General features: G+C 70.9%; 21 protein-coding genes. 10 read left to right on the top strand and 11 right to left on the bottom strand.

Features of this window, described 5'->3' with window-relative positions; all coding sequences use genetic code 11:
• Positions 1–49 precede the first annotated feature (49 nt).
• Genes Apa02nite_RS06410 through Apa02nite_RS06395 form a run of 4 tightly spaced genes read left to right on the top strand, consistent with a single transcriptional unit; the run spans position 50 to position 2,673 of the window.
• A complete protein-coding gene (locus Apa02nite_RS06410) occupies positions 50–535 on the top strand; it encodes a hypothetical protein (RefSeq protein ID WP_203824237.1) in 486 nt (161 codons plus the stop codon).
• Positions 536–580: 45 nt separating this feature from the next.
• Positions 581–1,144, top strand: coding sequence for a hypothetical protein (locus Apa02nite_RS06405; RefSeq protein WP_203824236.1), 564 nt, complete (start codon positions 581–583; stop codon positions 1,142–1,144).
• 9 nt (positions 1,145–1,153) lie between these two features.
• On the top strand, positions 1,154–2,473 hold the full coding sequence (xseA, locus tag Apa02nite_RS06400; protein ID WP_203824235.1) for an exodeoxyribonuclease VII large subunit: 1,320 nt from the start codon (positions 1,154–1,156) through the stop codon (positions 2,471–2,473).
• Positions 2,470–2,673: an exodeoxyribonuclease VII small subunit gene (locus tag Apa02nite_RS06395; RefSeq protein WP_067708132.1), complete on the top strand. Its 204-nt coding sequence runs from the start codon at positions 2,470–2,472 to the stop codon at positions 2,671–2,673. Before xseA ends, Apa02nite_RS06395 begins: the two co-directional genes overlap by 4 nt.
• Before the next feature lie 99 nt (positions 2,674–2,772).
• On the opposite strand, the gene Apa02nite_RS06390 is transcribed toward Apa02nite_RS06395, so the two are convergent.
• Positions 2,773–3,324, bottom strand: a complete 552-nt coding sequence (locus Apa02nite_RS06390) for a DUF4245 domain-containing protein (RefSeq protein WP_239164157.1) — start codon at positions 3,322–3,324, stop codon at positions 2,773–2,775.
• Positions 3,325–3,424: 100 nt separating this feature from the next.
• Between Apa02nite_RS06390 and glpX the strand changes: the two genes are divergently transcribed.
• Complete coding sequence (glpX, locus tag Apa02nite_RS06385) at positions 3,425–4,465, top strand: class II fructose-bisphosphatase (RefSeq protein WP_067708135.1); 1,041 nt, start codon at positions 3,425–3,427, stop codon at positions 4,463–4,465.
• Positions 4,466–4,567: 102 nt separating this feature from the next.
• Here the strand turns inward: glpX and Apa02nite_RS06380 are convergent, their stop codons facing one another.
• The 4 genes from Apa02nite_RS06380 to phoH2 form a co-directional block, all read right to left on the bottom strand.
• A complete protein-coding gene (locus Apa02nite_RS06380; protein ID WP_203824234.1) occupies positions 4,568–5,182 on the bottom strand; it encodes a rhomboid family intramembrane serine protease in 615 nt (204 codons plus the stop codon).
• A gap of 47 nt (positions 5,183–5,229) precedes the next feature.
• Positions 5,230–6,021, bottom strand: a complete 792-nt coding sequence (locus Apa02nite_RS06375) for a S1 family serine peptidase (protein WP_203824233.1) — start codon at positions 6,019–6,021, stop codon at positions 5,230–5,232.
• A 79-nt stretch (positions 6,022–6,100) separates the two neighbouring features.
• Entirely contained in the window at positions 6,101–6,802 is a 702-nt protein-coding gene (locus Apa02nite_RS06370) for an aggregation-promoting factor C-terminal-like domain-containing protein (RefSeq protein ID WP_203824232.1), read from the bottom strand.
• Between the two features lie 268 nt (positions 6,803–7,070).
• A complete protein-coding gene (gene phoH2, locus Apa02nite_RS06365) occupies positions 7,071–8,489 on the bottom strand; it encodes an RNA 5'-3' helicase PhoH2 (RefSeq protein ID WP_067708150.1) in 1,419 nt (472 codons plus the stop codon).
• Between the two features lie 273 nt (positions 8,490–8,762).
• Here phoH2 and otsB point away from each other — a divergent pair, with 273 nt between their 5' ends.
• Positions 8,763–9,569 (top strand): trehalose-phosphatase, encoded by an 807-nt coding sequence (gene otsB, locus Apa02nite_RS06360; RefSeq protein WP_203824231.1) that lies wholly within the window; start codon positions 8,763–8,765, stop codon positions 9,567–9,569.
• A gap of 339 nt (positions 9,570–9,908) precedes the next feature.
• On the opposite strand, the gene Apa02nite_RS06355 is transcribed toward otsB, so the two are convergent.
• Entirely contained in the window at positions 9,909–10,679 is a 771-nt protein-coding gene (locus tag Apa02nite_RS06355) for an isoprenyl transferase (RefSeq protein ID WP_067708157.1), read from the bottom strand.
• Between the two features lie 129 nt (positions 10,680–10,808).
• Positions 10,809–12,614: a phosphoenolpyruvate carboxykinase (GTP) gene (locus tag Apa02nite_RS06350; RefSeq protein ID WP_203824230.1), complete on the bottom strand. Its 1,806-nt coding sequence runs from the start codon at positions 12,612–12,614 to the stop codon at positions 10,809–10,811.
• 299 nt (positions 12,615–12,913) lie between these two features.
• Between Apa02nite_RS06350 and Apa02nite_RS06345 the strand changes: the two genes are divergently transcribed.
• From Apa02nite_RS06345 to Apa02nite_RS06335, 3 genes are read left to right on the top strand one after another with little or no spacing between them, the layout of a single operon-like run.
• Positions 12,914–13,678 (top strand): sigma-70 family RNA polymerase sigma factor, encoded by a 765-nt coding sequence (locus Apa02nite_RS06345; RefSeq protein WP_203824229.1) that lies wholly within the window; start codon positions 12,914–12,916, stop codon positions 13,676–13,678.
• Between the two features lie 52 nt (positions 13,679–13,730).
• Positions 13,731–14,249 (top strand): GtrA family protein, encoded by a 519-nt coding sequence (locus tag Apa02nite_RS06340; protein WP_239164156.1) that lies wholly within the window; start codon positions 13,731–13,733, stop codon positions 14,247–14,249.
• Positions 14,250–14,286: 37 nt separating this feature from the next.
• Positions 14,287–14,835 (top strand): GtrA family protein, encoded by a 549-nt coding sequence (locus tag Apa02nite_RS06335; protein WP_203824227.1) that lies wholly within the window; start codon positions 14,287–14,289, stop codon positions 14,833–14,835.
• A 6-nt stretch (positions 14,836–14,841) separates the two neighbouring features.
• Here the strand turns inward: Apa02nite_RS06335 and Apa02nite_RS06330 are convergent, their stop codons facing one another.
• From Apa02nite_RS06330 to Apa02nite_RS06320, 3 genes are all read right to left on the bottom strand, one after another.
• Entirely contained in the window at positions 14,842–15,411 is a 570-nt protein-coding gene (locus tag Apa02nite_RS06330) for a PH domain-containing protein (protein WP_203824226.1), read from the bottom strand.
• 4 nt (positions 15,412–15,415) lie between these two features.
• On the bottom strand, positions 15,416–16,270 hold the full coding sequence (locus Apa02nite_RS06325; RefSeq protein ID WP_203824225.1) for a biotin--[acetyl-CoA-carboxylase] ligase: 855 nt from the start codon (positions 16,268–16,270) through the stop codon (positions 15,416–15,418).
• 163 nt (positions 16,271–16,433) lie between these two features.
• Positions 16,434–17,564, bottom strand: a complete 1,131-nt coding sequence (locus tag Apa02nite_RS06320; RefSeq protein WP_203824224.1) for a chromosomal replication initiator protein DnaA — start codon at positions 17,562–17,564, stop codon at positions 16,434–16,436.
• A 123-nt stretch (positions 17,565–17,687) separates the two neighbouring features.
• Here Apa02nite_RS06320 and Apa02nite_RS06315 point away from each other — a divergent pair, with 123 nt between their 5' ends.
• On the top strand, positions 17,688–19,259 hold the full coding sequence (locus Apa02nite_RS06315) for an acyl-CoA carboxylase subunit beta (RefSeq protein WP_203824223.1): 1,572 nt from the start codon (positions 17,688–17,690) through the stop codon (positions 19,257–19,259).
• Between the two features lie 131 nt (positions 19,260–19,390).
• Here the strand turns inward: Apa02nite_RS06315 and Apa02nite_RS06310 are convergent, their stop codons facing one another.
• Positions 19,391–20,125: a M50 family metallopeptidase gene (locus Apa02nite_RS06310; RefSeq protein ID WP_067708176.1), complete on the bottom strand. Its 735-nt coding sequence runs from the start codon at positions 20,123–20,125 to the stop codon at positions 19,391–19,393.
• Positions 20,126–20,169 lie beyond the last annotated feature (44 nt).

Raw genomic sequence — 20,169 nt, 5'->3', positions numbered from 1 at the left:
CCTGCGATCAGGGCCACAGCCCTGGCGTCCGGGTGGTAGAGATCTCCCCATGACGACGACGGACCCGATCACCGGCCATCCGGTCCGGGTGATGATCGGCGCGGGCACCTGCGCGCTCGGCGCCCTCGCGGTGCTGTTCGCCCCGGCAGCTCTGGTGGTGCTGGCCGCGGGCGTTCTCCTGCTGTGCTGGCATCGGCTGCGCCCTTCGGCCGCGTTCGCCGCGGTGGGCGTGGTGGCCGGTGCGGTGGCGGGCACGTTCGGGACCCTTCTGGTACGGACGGAAGAGCTCTGCTGCATGTTCGGCTGGTCGGAGGGCCGGGGCTGGCCGTACTCCTGGCTGACCCGGGGCGGCGTGGCCGACGAGCCGGACACCGCCCGGCAGCTGGCGATCGCGGACGGGTGGGGCGTCTACCCGGAGCATCTGGCCGCGGACGTGGTGCTGTGGGCGTACACCGGATTTGTGCTCTTCGCGGTGATCGGCCTGGGGTGGCGCATCGGTCGTGAGCGGCGCGGCGGCCGGCCCAGCGGGTCCTGATCGGTTTGACCCCATAACAGCGCTTTAGAGCCGATACTCGGGGACATGAGCGCCGAGCGGGACGACGGCTGGCCCTCGATCCCGACCGTTCTGCGGGTGATGACCGGCTGGTTCCTGTTCGGGATCGGCCTGCTCGACCTGGCCACCGGCGGGGACGGGCCGACCTATGCGATCTTCCACGTGGCGGTGACACTCGGCGGGACGGTTCTGCTGAGCCTGCACCGGATCCGGCCGAGCCGGACCGGCTACCTGATCGCGGCGCTCACCGGCCTGGCCGGGCTCGGCCTCGGGTTGCTGCCCACCACCACCCGGTGCTGCCTGGCCTACTACCCGCAGCGCCGCGGCTACCCGTTCCCGTTCCTGGGCAGCGGCGGCGGCCTGCACCTGGACGGACGGTACCTCGCCGCTGACCTGGTGTTCTGGGTCTGCGTCGGGCTGGTCACCCTGGTCGGCGCGCGGTTCGTGGAGCGGCTGCTGCCGGAGCGGCGCACCCCGGTCGACCTGGCCGGCTACGTGGGCCGGCACGCCGAGCCGCACGCGCACGAGGCCGAGGATCACGCGCACGTGCCGCGGCATCGCGCCGACGAGAATGTCGGTGGGCTGACCTAGTCTGGCCGGGTGAACGATCCGCAGGCCACCACGACGGGCGGCCCCCCGAAGAGCACCGCCGACGAGCCGTGGCCGGTGCGGGTGGTCAGTCAGAAGGTCGGCGCCTGGATCGCCAAGCTCGGCTGGGTCTGGGTCGACGGGCAGGTCGCCCAGATCAGCCGCCGGGCCGGCTCCGGGGTGGTCTTCCTGACCCTGCGCGACCCGGCCGCCGACCTGAGCCTGACCGTCACCATGCACCGCGACGTGCTGGAGATGGGCGCGCCCGACCTGGCCGAGGGCGCCCGGGTGACGCTGCACGCCAAGCCGGAGTTCTATCCGGCCCGCGGCACGCTGAGCCTGCGCGCCGACGAGATCCGCCAGGTCGGCCTCGGCGAGCTGCTGGCCCGGCTGGAGCGGCTGAAGAAGCTGCTCGCCGCGGAGGGCCTGTTCGCCCGGGAGCGCAAGCGCCGGCTGCCGTTCCTGCCCACCCGGATCGGCCTGATCACCGGGCAGAACACCGCCGCCGAGCGCGACGTGCTGATGAACGTCAAGCGTCGCTGGCCGGCCGCCGACTTCCGGGTCGCGCACGTCGCCGTGCAGGGGCCTAACGCGGTGCCGCAGATCCTCAACGCGCTCAAGGTGCTCGACGACGACGAGACGGTCGACGTGATCGTGATCGCCCGCGGCGGCGGCAGCGTGGAGGACCTGCTGCCGTTCTCCGACGAGGCGCTGTGCCGGGCGGTGTTCGCCGCGCGCACGCCGGTGGTCAGCGCGATCGGCCACGACCCGGACACCCCGCTGCTGGACTACGTCGCCGACCTGCGCGCCTCCACACCGACCGACGCGGCCAAACGGATCGTCCCCGACCTCGGCGACGAGCTGCGGATGATCGAGCTGGCCCAGCGCCGGCTGGACCGCGCGGTGCTCACCCTGATCGGCCGGGAGCAGCAACGGATCGAGGGGTGGCGGTCCCGGCCGGTGCTGGCCCGGCCGGAGTCGCTGATCGACCAGCGCTCCACCGAGGTGACCGCGCTGCGCGACCGGGCCGGGCGCAGCCTGGAGCACCGGGTGCGCCGGGCCGACGACGAGCTGCGGCACACCCTGGCCCGGCTGCGCGGGCTGTCGCCGCTGGCCACCCTGCAGCGGGGTTATGCGATCGTGCAGCGCGACGACGGGCACGTGGTGCGGGCGGCCGGCGACGTGGGCACGGGCGACCCGCTGCGGGTCCGGCTGGCCGAGGGTGAGCTGGGCACGGTGGTCACGTCGGTGTCGGCGACGGGTTCGGCTTCAGGTTCGGGTTCAGGTTCGGCTTCAGGTTCGGGTTCGGGTTCGGGGGAAGAGGACGCATGAGCGACGAGAGTCTCAGCTACGAGCAGGCGCGGACCGAGCTGGCCGGGGTGGTCGACCGGCTGGAGCAGGGCGGCGGCAGCCTGGAGGAGTCGCTCGCGCTGTGGGAGCGCGGCGAGAAACTGGCCGACGTCTGCCAGCGCTGGCTCGACGGCGCCCGCGCGCGGATCGACGCTGCCCGGGCGGCCCGCGACTCGGAGTGACCGGGCGGCACTACCCCTGACCCGCGCCCCTCCTGGCCCGCGCCACTCCGGGCCGCGCCGCTCCTGGCCGCGCTGTTCCGGGCCGCGCCGCTCATCGGCTCAGCGCAGGGACGCGGCCAGTTGCTCCAGGGTCTTCTGGCTGGACGTGCCGACGATCAGCACGGTCCGCTTGCCCTCGGTGAAGATCAGCGCGGTCTCGCCCGGCCGGCCGCTGTAGACCAGCCAGGTCCGCTGCTCGGTGCGGTAGGCGCCGGTCCGCTTCCCGTCCTTGCCGACCTCGGCCGGCACCAGGGTCTCGGCCGGCGTGGTGCTCTCCACCAGCTGCGCCGAGCCGTCGTCCGGGTCGACGTACCCGATCCGCAGGGTCACGCCGCCGGCGGTGCGCCTGACGGCCGCCGTGGTGACCCGCCAGTCCGCGTCCAGCCCGGCCGGCTGCAGGACGGTGAACTCCTTCGAGGCCTGCTGGATCGAGGGAGCCGGGTCGACGGTGATCGGCTCGTCGCCGCTGAGCACCACCCGGTAGAAGACGAGCAGCAGCGCGATCGGCACGATCAGCACCAGCAGCGACAGGGCCATGTCACGCGTCGACCGGCCCTCGCGCTTGGTCAGGCGCATCGGGGCCGGCGCGGTCTCGGTAGCAGCGGGTTCCACGTGCTCATTGTTAACCATGTCGCTGAACCGGGACTTGGCACGTCCTCGGATGCCAGGATCGGGGGACTCACCAACCCCGCAACGACGCGAGGAGGCCGACATGCCTGCACGGATACCCCAGGATCTCGACCGCAACATCGCCCTCGACCTGGTCCGCGTGACCGAGGCGGCCGCCATGGCGGCCGGCCGATGGGTCGGACGTGGCGACAAGAACGGCGGCGACGGCGCCGCCGTCGACGCGATGCGCAAGCTGATCAACTCGATTCAGATGCAGGGCGTCGTCGTGATCGGCGAGGGCGAGAAGGACGAAGCCCCGATGCTCTACAACGGCGAACGGGTCGGCGACGGCACCGGGCCGGAGGTGGACGTCGCGGTCGACCCGGTCGACGGCACCACCCTGATGAGCAAGGGCATGCCCGGCGCCGTGGCGGTGCTGGCGGTCGCCGAGCGGGGGGCGATGTTCGACCCCAGCGCGGTCTTCTACATGGACAAGATCGCGGTCGGGCCGGACTGCGCCGACGTGATCGACATCAACGCCGGCGCGACCGAGAACCTGCGCCGCATCGCCCGCGCCAAGCGGAGCAGCATCTCCGACGTGACCGTGTGCATCCTGGATCGGCCGCGGCACGCCGCGCTGGTCGCGGAGGTCCGGCAGGCCGGCGCGAACATCAAGTTCATCTCGGACGGCGACATCGCCGGCGCCATCTCGGCGGCGCGCGGTGAGTCAGACGTGGACGTGCTGATGGGCATCGGCGGCACACCCGAGGGGATCACCGCGGCCTGCGCGATCAAGTGCCTGGGCGGCATGATCCAGGCGAAGCTCTGGCCGCTCGACGACTCGGAACGGCAGAAGGCGATCGACGGCGGGCACGACCTGGACCGGGTGCTCACCACCGACGACCTGGTCACCGGCGACAACTGCTTCTTCGTGGCCACCGGGGTCACCTCGGGCGACCTGCTCAAGGGGGTGCGGTACCGCTCCGGTGGCGCGCACACCCAGTCGATCGTGATGCGGTCGAAGAGCGGGACGATCCGGGTGATCGACTCGTATCACCGGCTGGAGAAGCTGGCGCTCTACTCCGCCGTGGACTTCGACGGGCACCTGCCGACCGTACCGAGCGGCGACGAACCGCGGATGTGAGCCCGCGCGGCCGTGCCGTGCGTTCCGGCTGCCGGGACGCGCGGCACGGCCGCTGGGGACCCGCGAACGTCGCGGGCTCCCCGTCGTACCGGAAAAATGGGGTCAGCGGCGGCGGCGGAACAGGAACGCGGCGAGGAAGCCGCCGATCAGGCCGCACAGGTGGCCCTGCCAGGACACCGCGCGGTCGGTCGGCAGGATGTTGTAGATCTGGTACCAGTAGAGCAAGCCGATGAACGCGGCCACGCCGAGGTTCCACCAGCTGCGCTCGACGAAGCCGCGGGCGAAGAGCAGGCCGAGATAGCCGAAGACCACCCCGCTGGCGCCGACCACGACCGTGCCTGGGTCGCCGACGAACCACACGCCCAGGCCGCTGACCAGCATGATGACGAACGTCGACCAGAGGAACCGGCGGGCGCCGCCGGCCAGCGCGAACGTGCCGACCAGGATCAGCGGCACCGCGTTGCCGTAGAGATGATCCCAGCCGGAGTGCAGGAACGGGCTGAAGAGCACGCCGTCCAGGCCGTCGATGCGATGCGGGATGATGCCGCCGGCCACGTCCAGAGTGCCGGCGCCGACGGCGACGTCCAGCGCCTCGACCAGGAAGAGGACCGGGATCACCGCGCACATCGTGACGAACGCGCGACCCAGGGCAGCGTAAAAGGCGTCGGTGCCGAACTGCGTCGCCGCGTCGGCTCGGGTCTCGGGGGCCCAGCTCATCCCTCGATGGTCCCAGGTGCGCGCACCCCCGGCCAGTGCGCGAGCCGTCAGGACAGGGTGCGGATGGCCTCGAGGATCGCCGGGCGGAACTTGGAGATCTGGGTGTAGACCCCGGGGTACGCGTCCCGGGCGCAGCCCAGCCCCCAGCTCACGATGCCGACCTGGGCCCACCGCCCGTCCCGGCCGCGGCGCACCATCGGGCCGCCGGAGTCGCCCTGGCAGGTGTCCACCCCGTGGCGCCCGGCACAGATCGAGTCGGTCTTCACCAGGGTCACCTTCGCGGCCAGGTACGACTTCGCGCACGCCTCGTCGGTGATGGTCGGCACGCTCGCGTAGTGCAGCCGGCGTTCCTGCTGCGGCGAGCCCTCCTTGGTCTGGCCCCAGCCCATCACCGTGACGTCGCCCTGGTCGGCGGAGGCGTCCGGGATCATGTCGAGGGTCGGCAGGCCGAGGTCCTTGTCCAGCTTGACCACCGCCCAGTCGTCGCCGCGGGTCTCGGTCTGGAACCCGGGCGCGCGGAACACCTGGACCGAGCGGGCGGTGAGCGCGTTCTTGGCCTTCAGGTCGGTCACCCCGGCGGTCACGATGATCTTGGTGTTGGGTCCGGTCGGGCCGACGCAGTGCCCGGCGGTGAGCACCACCCGGGGCGCGGTGAGCGCGCCGCCGCAGCCCATCGAGAGCCGGACCACCCAGGGGAACTCGCCGGTCTTCGCGACGGTGCCGCCGACCACCTCGAGGATCGGCGGTCCGCCGACGCCCGCACGGGCCGGCACGTCACCGGCGGCGAGCACGACCGCCAGGGCGACAACCAGGACGAGCGAGGCGACATATCGGACCATCCGGACATTTGATCACAGCAAAACGGGGCCGTGCGGCTTGCCGCGCGGCCCCGTTTCTAACGCTTCGGGCACTGACGCCCTAGTACCAGCCGGAGCTCTCCGAGTGGTTCCACGCCCCGCAGGGAGTGTCGTAGCGGCCCTCGATGTACCCGAGGCCCCACTTGATCTGCGTGGCCGGGTTGGTCTTCCAGTCGTCCGCGATCGACGCCATCTTGCTGCCGGGCAGCGCCTGCGGGATCCCGTACGCGCCGGAACTGCGGTTGGCGGCCTTGTAGTTCCAGCCGCTCTCGCGCTTCCACAGCTTGTCCAGGCACGGGAACTGGTCGATCTTGAAGCCGGCGTCGAGCATCAGCGCGCAGCCGATCCCCCGGCTGCCCGAGTACTCGCTGCACGAGCTGGGGATCTCACCGGCGAACGGCACCGCGGCGCCGGACTCCTCGGCCTTCTTCGCCTCTTCGGCCTTCTTCGCGGCCGCCTCGACGGCGATCGCCTTCTTCTCGAGCGTCCGCGCCTTGGTGGCGGCGGCCTTCGCCTCGACCGCGGCCTTCGCGGCGGCGGCGTCCTCGGCCGTCCGGCGGAACGCCCGGGCCGCGGCGTGCTCGGCCTGACGCGACCTCAGCAGCTGCAGTTCCTCCGCGTTCGCCTGCATGACGAGCTGCGAGTCGTTGCTCTGCTGCTGGACCTCGCGGTCCTGCCCGAGGTACACACCGCCGCCGAGACCCGCGACCAGCAGGCTGACGGACGCCGTACGAACTCCGAGCCGGCGCACGAGCCGATTCACGAAGATTCCCTTCGTCGGGGGTAATGAACGCGGCACGGCCCCACCGGCTGGTGGACGGTCGTGCCGCGAGCACCGCGACCCGAATCGGCCGCCGCCTCGCACCCGCGAGGGGTGGCCTCAGTCGATCTTCGACTTCACAGCCACGCGGTGGTGCTCGCCAGACACCATGGCGCAGCGTGAAGGGGATGTGAAATGCCAGCGCGGATCTGTGACTTTAGTCACCGGATCTTTCACTACATTCGGGACAAAGACCCGCGCTGGCGTCACCTCACAGGGGAATGTCCTCCAACAGGTCGGTGACCACCTCGGCGATCGGGGATCGCTCCGAACGGGTCAGGGTCACATGGGCGAAGATCGGATGCCCCTTCAGCGCTTCGATGACCGCCGTGACACCGTCGTGCCGGCCGACCCGCAGGTTGTCCCGCTGCGCCACGTCGTGCGTCAGGATCACCCGGGAGTTCTGGCCGATCCGGGAGAGCACGGTCAGCAGCACGTTGCGTTCCAGCGACTGGGCCTCGTCCACGATCACGAACGCGTCGTGCAGGCTGCGGCCGCGGATGTGGGTCAGCGGCAGCACCTCGAGCATGCCGCGGGCCATCACCTCCTCGACCACGTTGGCGTGCGCCACCGAGCCGAGGGTGTCGAAGACCGCCTGCGCCCAGGGCGACATCTTCTCCGACTCGCTACCGGGCAGGTAGCCGAGCTCCTGGCCGCCGACCGCGTACAGCGGGCGGAACACCACCACCTTCTTGTGGCGGTTGCGCTCCATCGTCGCCTCCAGGCCGGCGCAGAGCGCCAGCGCGGACTTGCCGGTGCCGGCCTTGCCGCCCAGCGAGACGATCCCGATCGTCTCGTCCAGCAGGATGTCCAGGGCGATCCGCTGCTCGGCGGAGCGCCCGCGCAGCCCGAACGCGTCCCGGTCACCACGGACCAGCTTCACCGACTTGTCCGGGTTGACCCGGGCCAGTGCCGAGCCGCGCGGCGAGTGGATCACCAGGCCGGTGTGGCAGGGCAGGTTCTCGGCCTCCTCCAGCTCCAGCTCGTCGCCGGCGTAGAGCGCGCTGACCTGCTCCTCGTCGAGCTGCAGGTCGGCCATACCGGTCCAGGTCGGGTCGCTGGCCTGGCCGTGGCGGTACTCGTCAGCCGGGATGCCCACCGAGGCGGCCTTGACCCGGAGCGGCATGTCCTTGCTGACCAGCGTGACGTCCCGGCCCTCGGCGGCCAGGCCGAGCGCCACCGAGAGGATCCGGGTGTCGTTGGAGTCGTTGCGGAAACCCTGTGGCAGCGCGCTCTGATCCGCGTGGTTCAGCTCGACACGGACCGTGCCACCCTCGTCGTTGCAGAGCACCGGCTGATCCAGCCGGCCGAATTTGATCCGCAGCTCGTCCAGCATCCGCAGCGCCTGCCGGGCGAACCACCCGAGCTCGGCGTGGTGACGTTTGCCCTCCAGTTCGGAGATGACCACGAGCGGGATGATCACTTCGTGGTCGGTGAACCGGCGGAACGCCGCCGGATCGGACAGCAGGACCGAGGTGTCCAGGACGAAGACCCGGCCGGCCGGGGCAGGCTCGGCATCGGTGTGCCGGTCACGGGCCTTGCGGCTCGTGGTCGTGGCACGGGTCCTGGTGACCTTGTCGGCCGGGTCGGAAGAAGAAGCGACACCGGCATCGGTACGGCGAGATGTCACAGGCCTGCTCCAGCGGGCGTGCAACCCGCCACCCGCGGTCCGCCACCTCCGGCCGCCGGCACATGCACAGGGCAGGGATGCGGGCCCTGTGGCGCAAGTTGTCGCAGGTCCGGGCCGGCCGGCTGGCTCGGGATGACCCCGTGCCATGACTCAAACGCTAGCGGTCAACAGCCTCCCGCGGTAGTGCGCAAAATCGGGCACTCCCGGGTGACGCTCGCCCCACGCGAATTCCGCCGGGCATAAAAGGGGACCATCCGCGGGTAGTCTGGCGACGTGGCAGAGACCGAGCGTCCGACCCATCCCGCGAGCGCTGACGACGCTTGGGCGCGCACCGTTGCACATGCGTCCAGGACCACGTTCTTCTTCGATTTCGACGGCGTCCTCTCCCCGGTGACGAAGGACCCGTCCGTATCCCAACCGGTGCCCGAGGTGCCGGGCGTGCTGGAACGACTGGCCGCCCGGGTCGCCCGGGTGGCGATCGTCTCGGCCCGTCCGGTGGACTTCCTGCGCACCCGGTTCGCCGCCCTGGAGCACGTCGACCTCTTCGGCCTCTACGGCCTCGAGGTCCTGCACGAGGGCAAGGTGGTCACCACACCGGCCGCCCTGGAGTACGAGGAGCCGATGGCCGCGCTGGCCGCCGACGCCCGCTCCGCACTGAGCAAACCGGTCTTCGTGGAGTACAAACGACTCTCCGTCGCCCTGCACTACCGCGAGTGCCCGGAACGGGCCGCCGAGGTCGAGCAGTGGGCCCACGAGCGCGCCGAACGCGACAACCTGAAGATCCAGCGCGGCCGGATGGTGGTCGAGGTGAAACCGCCGGTCGATCAGGACAAGGGCATGGTGATCACCGAGGCCGTCCGGGACACCGGCTGCGCATGGTATTTCGGGGATGACATGTCGGATATCAAGGCATTTGATGCGCTGCGGGCGCGGGAGGCCGTGGACCCGGCGTTCTTCGGGATGGCGATCGCGGTGGCCAACGACGAGACCGGCGCGGAGGTGTCGAGCGCGGCGGATCTGACGCTGGCGTCGCCTACCGCGGTGGCGAAGTTCTTGACTGAGGGCTTGGGGCGGTTCTAGAGGTTTTCCACGGTCGCGGGTTGTCCACAGGGCAGCCCGCGACCGTCTTCTGTCTCCACCACACTGTCTTGCGGGGGCTCCCCCAGGGAGGGCGGGACTGGGTGTGGGGCTGCTGGTGAGGCTGCGGGGCGCACCGCGGACTCGGCCGGTCCCGGGCAGGGCCATCCCGGCCGGGTGAAGCGTCGGTCAGATCCTGACCACAACTCCCCACCGTCGCCGGCTTCTGCCGCTGCGTGGGGACTTTGGGTGCGGAGCGCGCCCAAACCCCCCACTCACCGGCTTCTGCCGCTGCGTGGGGGGTTTGGGTACGGAATTCACGCGCTCCGCGTACCGGAGAGGTCAGGCGCCGTAGCGGCGCTGGCGGCTGCCGTAGGACCGCAAGGCGCGCAGGAAGTCGATCCGGCGGAAGTCCGGCCAGTTCGCGTCGTGGAAGTAGAACTCCGAGTGCGCCGACTGCCAGAGCAGGAACCCGGACAGCCGCTGCTCGCCGCTGGTCCGGATGACCAGGTCGGGGTCGGGCTGGCCGCGGGTGTAGAGGTGCTCGGCGATGTGCTCGACGTCGAGGATCTCGGCGAGTTCCTCGAGCGTGCCGCCGGACGCCGCGTGCTGCTGCAGCAGGGACCGGACGGCGTCGGTGATCTCGCGCCGACCGCCGTACCCGACCGCGAGGTTGACCTCGACGCCGCCGCTGCGGTCCTGGGTCTTCTCCTGCGCGGCCTTGAGCGTCGCGGCGGTCGCGGCGGGCAGCAGGTCGAGCGCGCCCATCATCCGCAGCCGCCAGGGGTTGCCCGCCTCGGCCAGTTCGGTCGCCAGATCCTCGATGATCCGCACCAGCGGGTCGAGCTCGGCGGCCGGGCGGCGCAGGTTGTCGGTGGCCAGCAGGTAGAGCGTGACGTGCTCGATGCCGGCCTGGTCACACCAGGTGAGCAGCTCCTTGATCCGGGCCGCGCCGACCCGGTGGCCGTCGTTCGGATCGACGAAACCCATCTCGCGGGCCCAGCGGCGATTGCCGTCACACATCACGCCGACATGGCGGGGCACCGGCTTGCCGGCCAGTTTCCCGGCGAGCCGCCGTTCGTAAAAGGAGTAGACCAGGGACCGCACGTTCATCACCGCAAAGCGTAGCCACCCCTGCGGTCACCCCGAGCGGGGGCCGTACGCCACGGGCCCAACCGCGCCCAGATGCGCCCGATCGGCCACCGGGCGCTCGCCCCTTGGCGCAGGGGCGAGCGCGATCGGTCAGGCGTCGGCGAGCCGGGCGCGCAGCGCGTCCAGCTCGGCCCAGAGCACCGCGGGCAGCTTGTCGCCGAACTTCTCGAACCACTCGGTGACCTGCGGGATCTCGGCCAGCCACTCGTCCTTGTCGACGCGCAGCACCGCCTCGACGTCGGCGAGCGAGATGTCCAGGCCGGTCAGGTCGAGCGACTCCGGGGTGGCGACGTGCCCGATCGGGGTCTCCACCGCGTCGGCCTTGCCCTCCAGCCGCTCGACGACCCACTTGAGCACCCGGCTGTTCTCGCCGAAGCCGGGCCAGAGGAAGCCGCCGTCCTCGGCGCGCCGGAACCAGTTCACGTAGAAGACCTTGGGCAGCTTGGACGCGTCGCCGGAGGCGCCCTTGGCCATGTCGATCCAGTGCTGGAAGTAGTCGCCGGCGTGGTAGCCGATGAACGGCAGCATCGCCATCGGGTCGCGGCGGACCACGCCGACCTGGCCGACCGCGGCCGCGGTCGTCTCGGACGACAGGGTCGCGCCCAGGTAGACGCCGTGCACCCAGTCGCGGGCCTCGGCGACCAGCGGGATCGTGGTCTTGCGGCGGCCGCCGAACAGGATCGCGTCGATCGGCACGCCGCGCGGGTCGTGGTACTCGTCGGCGAGGATCGGGCACTGCTCGATCGGGGTGCAGAACCGGCTGTTCGGGTGGCTCGACGGCGCCTCCGACTCCGGCGTCCAGTCCTGGCCCTTCCAGTCGGTCAGGTGCGCGGGCGGCTCGCCCATGCCCTCCCACCAGATGTCGCCGTCGTCGGTCAGCGCCACGTTGGTGAAGACCGAGTTGCCCTTGGCGAGCGTGCGCATCGCGTTCGGGTTGGTGTGGAAGTCGGTGCCGGGCGCGACGCCGAACAGCCCGAACTCCGGGTTGGTCGCCCACAGCCGGCCGTCCTCGCCGAACCGCATCCAGGCGATGTCGTCGCCGACGGTCTCCACCTTCCAGCCCGGCAGGGTCGGCTCGAGCATGGCCAGGTTGGTCTTGCCGCAGGCCGACGGGAACGCGCCGGCGATGTACCGGACGGTGCCCTCCGGCGAGGTCACCTTCATGATCAGCATGTGCTCGGCGAGCCAGCCCTCGTCCCGGGCGGCCACGCTGGCGATCCGCAGCGCGAAGCACTTCTTGCCGAGCAGCGAGTTGCCGCCGTACCCGGAGCCGAAGGACCAGATCTCCCGGCTCTCCGGGAAGTGCGAGATGTACTTGGTCTCGTTGCACGGCCACGCGACGTCGTCGTCGCCCTCGGCCAGCGGCGCGCCGATCGAGTGCAGCGCGGGCACGAAGTCCGCGTCGTCGCCCAGCGCGGTCAGGACCTCGGCCCCCATCCGGGTCATGATGCGCATGCTCGCGACGACGTACGGGCTGTCGGTCAGTTCGACGCCGAACATCGGGTTCTCCGCGTCCAGCGGTCCCATGCAGAACGGGACGACGTACATCGTCCGGCCCCGCATCGACCCCCGGTACAGCTCCGTCATCAGGGCCTTCATCTCGGCCGGCGCCATCCAGTTGTTGGTGGGCCCGGCGTCGGCCTCGTCGGCCGAGCAGATGAAGGTGCGTTCCTCGACCCGCGCCACGTCGGACGGGTCGGTACGCGCCCAGAACGAGTTCGGCTTCTTCTTGTCATCGAGCCGGACCAGAGCGCCGGACTCGACGAGCTCATCGGTGAGGCGGGTCCACTCGGCGTCCGAACCATCGCACCAGACGATCCGGTCGGGCGTTGTCAGGGCGGCGACCTCGTCGATCCACGCCAGCAAGCGGGGGTGCGAGGTGTGGGGGTGAGACAAAGTGAAGCTCCTTCGGTCGGCACTGACCAATGACAGATCGGCCGGGGAAATCCGGCTGTTGTCATGGGAGTCACATCAGATTAGGCCCCATCCCCATGCAGTTCATCGGTTGAACCTGTGGACAACCGCACATTCTTTGGCTGCGGTGCGCAATGACGAGCGATTCTTCGCCGATTGGTGCACGAGCGAGCAATCTCGCCAGCCACACCGCCACTCTCGACAACTTTCACAAAAGGGACTTAAGCCTTAAGCTTTCACCTAATCGGGCTTTCCTCGCAGTTCCTGCCACAGGAGGCGGAATGACGACCCCGGGCAACGACGTGGACTCGGACACGGATCTACTCGCCGCCGTCCGGGCCGGCGACACCGCCGCATACGGGACGCTCTACGAGCGCCACCATGCGGCGGCGCGATCGTTCGCGTTCGGCCTGGCGCGCGACCCCGCCGACGCCGACGATCTGGTCGCCGAGACCTTCGCCAAGCTGTTCGCCTCGCTCCGGGCCGGCCGCGGGCCCCTCGTCGCGTTCCGCGCCTACCTGCACACCACCATGCGGCACGTCTGTTACCAGCGCGCCCGCTCCGACCGGCGGCTGGAGTTCACCGACGACCTGAGCCGCTACGACGCCGGCGAGCCGTACACCGACCCGGCGCTGGAACGGCTCGAGCGCAGCTTCGCGGCGGCCGCCTTCCGCCAGCTGCCGGCCCGCTGGCGCGACGTGCTCTGGCAGACCGAGGTGGAGGGCAGCACCCCGGCCGAGCTCGCGCCGCAGATGGGCCTGACCCCGAACGCGGTGGCCGTCCTCGCCCACCGCGCCCGGGAGGGACTGCGCAGCCTCTACCTGCAACAGCACGTCACCGCGGCGGAGCACCCGGAGTGCCGGTGGGCCGGTGACCGGCTGGGCCCGCAGGTGCGCGGCCGGCTCGCCGCGCGCGACACGCACCGGATGCGTACCCATCTTGGACGGTGCGCGGAGTGCCGCGGGCGGCTCGACGAGATCCGGGAGATCGACGGGTTCCGGCACTCTCCGTACCGGCAGCGTGACCATGCCGGCACCGCCGGTTGAGGTTGTGCAACGGGACGGGCGGGGCGAGCGGGGCGACGGTACCTTGGGTCGCGTGCCCCCGACCTCAGCGCGGCCGACCGGACTACGCACCCGGCTGCGGGCGCTGGCCCGGGAGGCGGGCAAGTTCGGTGCGGTCGGCGGCGTCGCGTTCGCCGTCGACCTGCTCATCTTCAACCTGCTGCTGAACGCGGGCAGCGAGACCCTGACCGCCAAGACCTGCTCGACGATCGTGGCGACCACCCTGGCGTTCGCCGGCAACCGGTTCTGGACCTGGCGGCACGGCGAGCACACCCACCTGGCCCGGCAGTACACGACGTTCTTCGTGCTGAACGCGATCGGCCTGGGCATCGCGCTGGCCTGTCTCGCGATCAGTCACTACGGCCTCGGCCAGATCTGGCCGGCGCTGCAGAGCCCGCTCGCCGACAACATCGCGGGGCAACTCGTCGGCACCGCGGCCGGTACCATATTTCGCTTCTGGTCATATCGAAAATTCGTGTTCCGGGCCACCGTCGTCCCGGCCGAGGTGCCCCGGACCGGAAGTGTGACTTCGCCGTCACCCGGGCCTCAGTGATTCGGCGTTCCCACGCCCATCCCCGTAAGGTTGCCCAATGCCCTCAGCCGCTTCGCTGACGGACCGCCTGCGCCGTCTCGCTCCGGAAGCCATCGCCTTCGGCATCATCGGAGCCGGCAACACGCTTCTCTACATGGCGATCACCTACGGTCTGCTGCCGATCGGCGCGGTCAAGGCGAGCGTCATCGCGACGGTCATCACGACCACCCTGGCGTACCTGGCGAACCGTTACTGGACCTACCGCCACCACACCCGGACCGCGCTGCGCCGCGAGTACACACTGTTCTTCGGGTTCAACCTGGTCGGCATGGTCATCCAGTCCGGCATGGTGGCGATCGGCAAGTACGGCTTCGGCCTCACCGAGAAGAACGACGAGGTGGCGTTCCTCGGCGTCACCCTGATCGGCATCGGCATCGCCACGGTGTTCCGCTTCTGGGCGTACCGGACGTTCGTCTTCCTCAAGCCGCCGGTCGACGGCCACGAGGGCGCGATCACCGATATGGACGCGACGGCCGGCTTCGCCGAGCTCAGCGCGATCGACGTGCCGGGCAGCGCGGCCGAGCTGGACACCCGCCTGAAGAGCTGAGTCCGTTCAGCCGACGGGGCGCCGGAAGAGACCGCGACGCGGTTCCGGCGCCTCCTCCACGTCCGGGCCGTCCTCGTCGTCCTCGTCGTCGTCCGGGCTCAGCTCGATCAGCTCGTACAGGGTGGTCTGCACCTGCTGGGCGTGCGGCACCCCGGTCAGCCGGGCGCTCTGCTCCCCGATCGAGTCGATCACCAGGGTGCCGGTGCCGAACATCCGGTCCAGCAGCGACTGGCTCAGCGCGTGGTCGTTGACCCGGTTCAGCGGCAGGTCGCGGCGTTCCCTGGTGAGGATGCCGTGCTGCAGCAGGATCCGGTCGCTGGTCAGCACGTAGTGGGTGCACCGCCACTGGGCCAGCGGATGCACCGCGTAGCGCGCGCCGTGGTAGAGCGTGATCGCGGCGACCAGGCCGAGACCGATCCGGCCGCCCTCGTTGTCCGGCAGCAGCACCCATGCCATGACCAGGGCGGCGATCGTCAGGACCAGCACCAGGACCGGGCCGACCACCGACTTGCCGTGCGGACGCAGGTGGAGGACGACCTCCTCCTGCTCCGAGAGAACTTCCGCCGGGAACGCCACCCGATCAGCGTACGTGCAGCACGTCTCCCGCCGAGACGCGATGTTCCTGATCATCCCCCGTACGGACCACCAATCGGCCGTCCCGGTCCACCGTGGTCGCCTCGCCGATCAGCTCGCCGCCGCCGGGCAGCAGCACCCGGACGCCGCGGCCGATCGTGGCGCATCGCCGCTGGTACTCGCCGAGCAGCCCGCACATCTCGGCGTCGCCGCCGGACTCGCGCCAGCCGGTGTACCACCGCTCCAGGCCGCGCAGCAGCGCGCGCAGCAACGGATCGCGGTCCAGGCTCTCCGCGCCGGCCAGCCGCAGCGAGGTGGCCGGCACCCCGGTGGTCTCCGGCAGCTCCTCGGCCCGGGTGCTCACGTTCAGTCCGATCCCGACGACGACCGCGTCACCGGACATCTCGGCCAGGATCCCGGCGCACTTGCGCTCCGCGACCAGCAGGTCGTTCGGCCACTTCAGCGCGGCCTCCACCCCGGCAACCCGGGTCACCGCCTCGGCCAGCGCCACCCCGGCCAGCAGCGGCAGCCAGCTGACCGAGCCCGGTCCGGTCGGCGCCCAGTCGCGGCCCGGATCGGCGGCGCCGGGTCGCAGCAGAACGCTCAGGGTCAGCCCGGCCCGAGCCGGGCTGTGCCACTGCCGATCCCGTCGGCCCCGGCCGCTGACCTGCCGCTCGGCGACGATGACCAGGCCCTCCGGCACACCGCTGCGCGCCGCGTCGCCGACATCCGCGTTCGTGGAGCCGGTCTCGGTGCGCACGTCGATCCGCGACCAGAGCGCGCCGGGCTGGACCAGGGCGCGGGTCAGCGCGCGCTCGGAGAGCGGCGGACGGTCCAGATCGGTATACCCGGAAGCGGCCATCCCGCGAGCCTATGCCCCGGCCGCGGCCGGGCTGGTCCTCAGGGGTGCGTCCGGGCCCGTGACACACCCCTGAGGACCAGCCGACGAACCGTGACCGAACCGCGGGCGGTGCGTGGGCACGGTCTTGCCGGGACGGGCGGCGGGCCGGGACCGGCGGGACGGGTCAGCGGGAGTGGCGGCTGCGGTAGGCGGCGTCGGGTTCGGCGGCGGCGACCGGGCGGGGGCGCGGCCGGGGCCGGGGTCCGCGTTCCCGGTCGCGGGCCGGGTCGGCGTCCCGGCGGCTGCGCCGCGCCGGATCGGTCCAGGACGATTCGTCATTGTTTCTTCCGGTACGGACGGAGCCCGGTTCCCCCGACCGGGGCAGCACGGTGCGGCCCTCGTCGCGGGCCCCCCACGCGCGGGCCGGCCGGACCTGGCGATCCGGGCCGGGCGGCGGCCAGGTCGGCACCAGCGTGGTCGGCTCGGCGGCCTGCACCGGGGTCAGATCAAAACCGGTCGACGGCTCGTAGGCCGGGGCGGCCGGGAGTCGCTCCACCCGGACCGGCCAGCCGTAGCCGCGGGCCGACGGCTCCGGGTCGGCGTAGAGGTCGTCCGGCACCGGTGTCCAGTAGTCACCGGCCGGTGGACGGTCGTCCAGGTCCGGATAGTGGGGGCGGACCCAGCCGTTGATCCGGTCCGAGCGGTCGGTCATCGGTTGCCGCGGCGGCGGGACCGGGTCGGCGTACCGGGGCTCCCCGGCGTACGGCAGGTCCCCGTCGTACGAGAGCCGGCCCGCGTACGGGAGCTCCTCGGCGCACGGGACGTCGTACGAAAAATCGGTGTCAGCAGGAAGGGTGCCGGAATCGTCCGTCGCGGGATCCTCCGGTGGGCCCGCCCGCCAGGCGCTGGTGTCGATGAACCGGGAGGACTCGCCGACCTCGCCGCTCCAGGACTCCGTGCCGTCGAAGGACGCCTCGCCGCTCCAGGACTCCGTGCCGTCGAAGGACGCCTCGCCGCTCCAGGACTCCGTGCCGTCGAAGGACGGCTCGCCGTTCCAGGACTCCATGCCGTCCATGGAACGTTCGCCGGCCGGGGCCCGGGCCGGCGGGGCGGCCCCGGCGACCGAGCCGGTGTCGAAGAGCTCGGGCTCGGGCTGCGGGCGGCTCCGAGGTGTCGTCTCCCGGCGCGGGCGGCGCGCACCGGCGTCGTCCGCTCCGTCGTCACCGGCGCCGAACAGCACGGCCCGGAAACTGATCAATGTGGCGAGGCCGCCCGCGATGAAGGCGAGCCCGGCCGCGGTCATCCAGTTCGTCACGTGAGGCGTAACGAATGGGACAAGCGGTATGAAACGGACGCCTTGCGACGCCCCCTGCACGAGCGTTCACCTCAACTACGATCATCGAGGAGTGCACTGCCGCCTCGAAGCGTGGAGAACCCCGTGACAACGCAGCCCGACATCCACACCACCGCCGGCAAGCTCGCCGACCACGCGAACCGTTCGGAAGAGGCGGTTCACGCGGGTTCCGCGCGAGCCGTCGAGAAGCAGCACGCGCGGGGCAAGAAGACCGCCCGGGAACGGATCGAGCTGCTGCTCGACAAGGACTCGTTCGTCGAGCTGGACGAGCTGGCCCGGCACCGGTCGACCGCGTTCGGGCTGGAGAAGAACCGCCCGTACGGCGACGGGGTGATCACCGGATACGGCACCGTCGACGGCCGCCAGATCTGCGTGTTCTCCCAGGACTTCACGATCTTCGGCGGCTCGCTCGGCGAGGTCTTCGGCGAGAAGATCGTCAAAGTCCTGGACCTGGCCATGAAGATCGGCTGCCCGATCGTCGGCATCAACGACTCCGGCGGCGCGCGCATCCAGGAGGGTGTCGTCGCGCTCGGCCTGTACGCCGACATCTTCTTCCGCAACGTCCGGGCCAGCGGCGTCATCCCGCAGATCTCCCTGATCATGGGCCCGTGCGCGGGCGGCGCGGTCTACTCCCCGGCGATCACCGACTTCACCGTGATGGTCGACAAGACCTCACACATGTTCATCACCGGCCCCGACGTGATCAAGACGGTCACCGGTGAAGAGGTCGCGATGGAGGAGCTCGGCGGGGCACGCACCCACAACACCCGCAGCGGCAACGCGCACTACCTGGCCTCCGACGAGGAGGACGCGATCGACTACGTCCGGGCGCTGCTGTCGTACCTGCCCAGCAACAACCTGGACGAGCCCTCCGTGATCGGCTCATCGGAGGACCTCGCACCGGGCGAAGCCGACCTCGCACTCGATCGGCTGATCCCCGACTCGGCGAACCAGCCGTACGACATCAAGACGGTCGTGGAGACGGTCGTCGACGAGTTCCTCGAGGTGCAGCCGCTCTACGCGCAGAACATCGTGGTCGGGTTCGGCCGGGTCGAGGGCCGGCCGGTCGGCGTGGTGGCCAACCAGCCGATGCACTTCGCCGGGACGCTGGACATCGCGGCCAGTGAAAAAGCCGCCCGATTCGTACGTACCTGTGACGCGTTCAACATTCCGGTACTGACGTTCGTCGACGTACCCGGGTTCCTGCCCGGAACCGGCCAGGAATGGGACGGGATCATCCGGCGCGGGGCGAAGCTGATCTACGCGTACGCCGAGGCGACCGTCCCCAAGGTCACCGTGATCACCCGGAAGGCGTACGGCGGGGCGTACGACGTGATGGGGTCGAAGCACATCGGGGCGGACATGAACTTCGCCTGGCCCACGGCACAGATCGCCGTGATGGGGGCGCAGGGGGCCGTGAACATCCTGTATCGCGGGGAGCTGGCCGCGGCGGAGGATCAGGTGGCTCGGCGGGGGGAACTCATTCGTGAATATGAGGACACGCTGGCGAACCCGTACATCGCGGCGGAGCGGGGGTATGTGGACGCGGTTATCCGGCCGTCGGAAACGAGGGGGCAGGTGACGCGGGCGCTGCGGATGCTGCGGACCAAGCGGGAGACGTTGCCGCCGAAGAAGCACGGGAACATTCCGCTGTAGCGGGGTGTGGGGGTTGTGCACAGCCGCAGGTTGTCCACAGGGCGCCTGCGGCGGGGCGCCGGGTCCCGGCACACTGTCTGCGGGGGCTCCCCCTGGGAGTGGTGGGCCAGGTTTCGCGCTGGACGATCTTTCTACACGCCCGCCGGCAGCCACTGCCCGGCCAGCAAAAACGCCCCCACCAGCACCGCCACCACGTTCACCACGAAGAACACACCCACCCAGAAGATCGCCGGCACGTGCGTGATCCGCGCCAGCTGATCCGGGTCCGAGTCCCGCATCCTGCCCCGGCTCCGCAGGCTCTGCAGCTCGAACACCGGCCGCACCCCGCCGAACAGCAGGAACCACACCCCCGCGTACGCGAACGCCGACTGCACCTCCGGCGTCGCGTACCAGGACACCCCGAACACGATCGCCCCGGTGACCAGCAGCGAGATCACGCCGAACAGGTTCCGGATGTTGATCAGCATGAGCAGCAGCAGGACCACGGCCAGCCAGAGCAGCAGCGTGATCCGGTTCCCGCCGAGCAGCCACGCCCCGAGCACACCGACCAGCGACGGCGCGATGTAGCCGCCGAGCAGGGTCAGGATCATGCCGAGACCGGTGGGCCGGCCGGACGACAGGGTCAGCCCGGACGTGTCGAACTCGAGTTTGATGCCGCGCAGCCGGCGCCCGGTCAGCAGCGCGAACAGCGCGTGCCCGCCCTCGTGCGCGATGGTCACCGCGTTGCGGGCCACCCGCCAGACCGGCCGGAAGGCCACCGCGAGGAAACCGGCGATCGCCGTGAGCGCCACCAGCATCCCGGGCGGATCCGGCTGGGCACCGAGCAGCTGGTCCCAGAGGTCGCTCACACCGTCGATCGACAACACGCCGGGGACTGTAGCCGATCGCGCTGTGCCATGTGTCGGACCGG

Source organism: Actinoplanes palleronii, assembly GCF_016862315.1.
GTDB lineage: Bacteria > Actinomycetota > Actinomycetes > Mycobacteriales > Micromonosporaceae > Actinoplanes > Actinoplanes palleronii.
This window is presented reverse-complemented; position numbering and strand designations above follow the sequence as displayed.

What these genes read in the sequence shown, in the direction of transcription:
- Apa02nite_RS06410 (WP_203824237.1), top strand. Translation starts at nt 50, where the DNA reads ATGACGACGACGGACCCGATCACCGGCCATCCGGTCCGGGTGATGATC.
- Apa02nite_RS06405 (WP_203824236.1), top strand. Translation starts at nt 581, where the DNA reads ATGAGCGCCGAGCGGGACGACGGCTGGCCCTCGATCCCGACCGTTCTG.
- Apa02nite_RS06395 (WP_067708132.1), top strand. Translation starts at nt 2,470, where the DNA reads ATGAGCGACGAGAGTCTCAGCTACGAGCAGGCGCGGACCGAGCTGGCC.
- glpX (WP_067708135.1), top strand. Translation starts at nt 3,425, where the DNA reads ATGCCTGCACGGATACCCCAGGATCTCGACCGCAACATCGCCCTCGAC.
- Apa02nite_RS06380 (WP_203824234.1), bottom strand. Translation starts at nt 5,182, where the DNA reads ATGAGCTGGGCCCCCGAGACCCGAGCCGACGCGGCGACGCAGTTCGGC.
- Apa02nite_RS06375 (WP_203824233.1), bottom strand. Translation starts at nt 6,021, where the DNA reads ATGGTCCGATATGTCGCCTCGCTCGTCCTGGTTGTCGCCCTGGCGGTC.
- Apa02nite_RS06355 (WP_067708157.1), bottom strand. Translation starts at nt 10,679, where the DNA reads ATGAACGTGCGGTCCCTGGTCTACTCCTTTTACGAACGGCGGCTCGCC.
- Apa02nite_RS06345 (WP_203824229.1), top strand. Translation starts at nt 12,914, where the DNA reads ATGACGACCCCGGGCAACGACGTGGACTCGGACACGGATCTACTCGCC.
- Apa02nite_RS06335 (WP_203824227.1), top strand. Translation starts at nt 14,287, where the DNA reads ATGCCCTCAGCCGCTTCGCTGACGGACCGCCTGCGCCGTCTCGCTCCG.
- Apa02nite_RS06325 (WP_203824225.1), bottom strand. Translation starts at nt 16,270, where the DNA reads ATGGCCGCTTCCGGGTATACCGATCTGGACCGTCCGCCGCTCTCCGAG.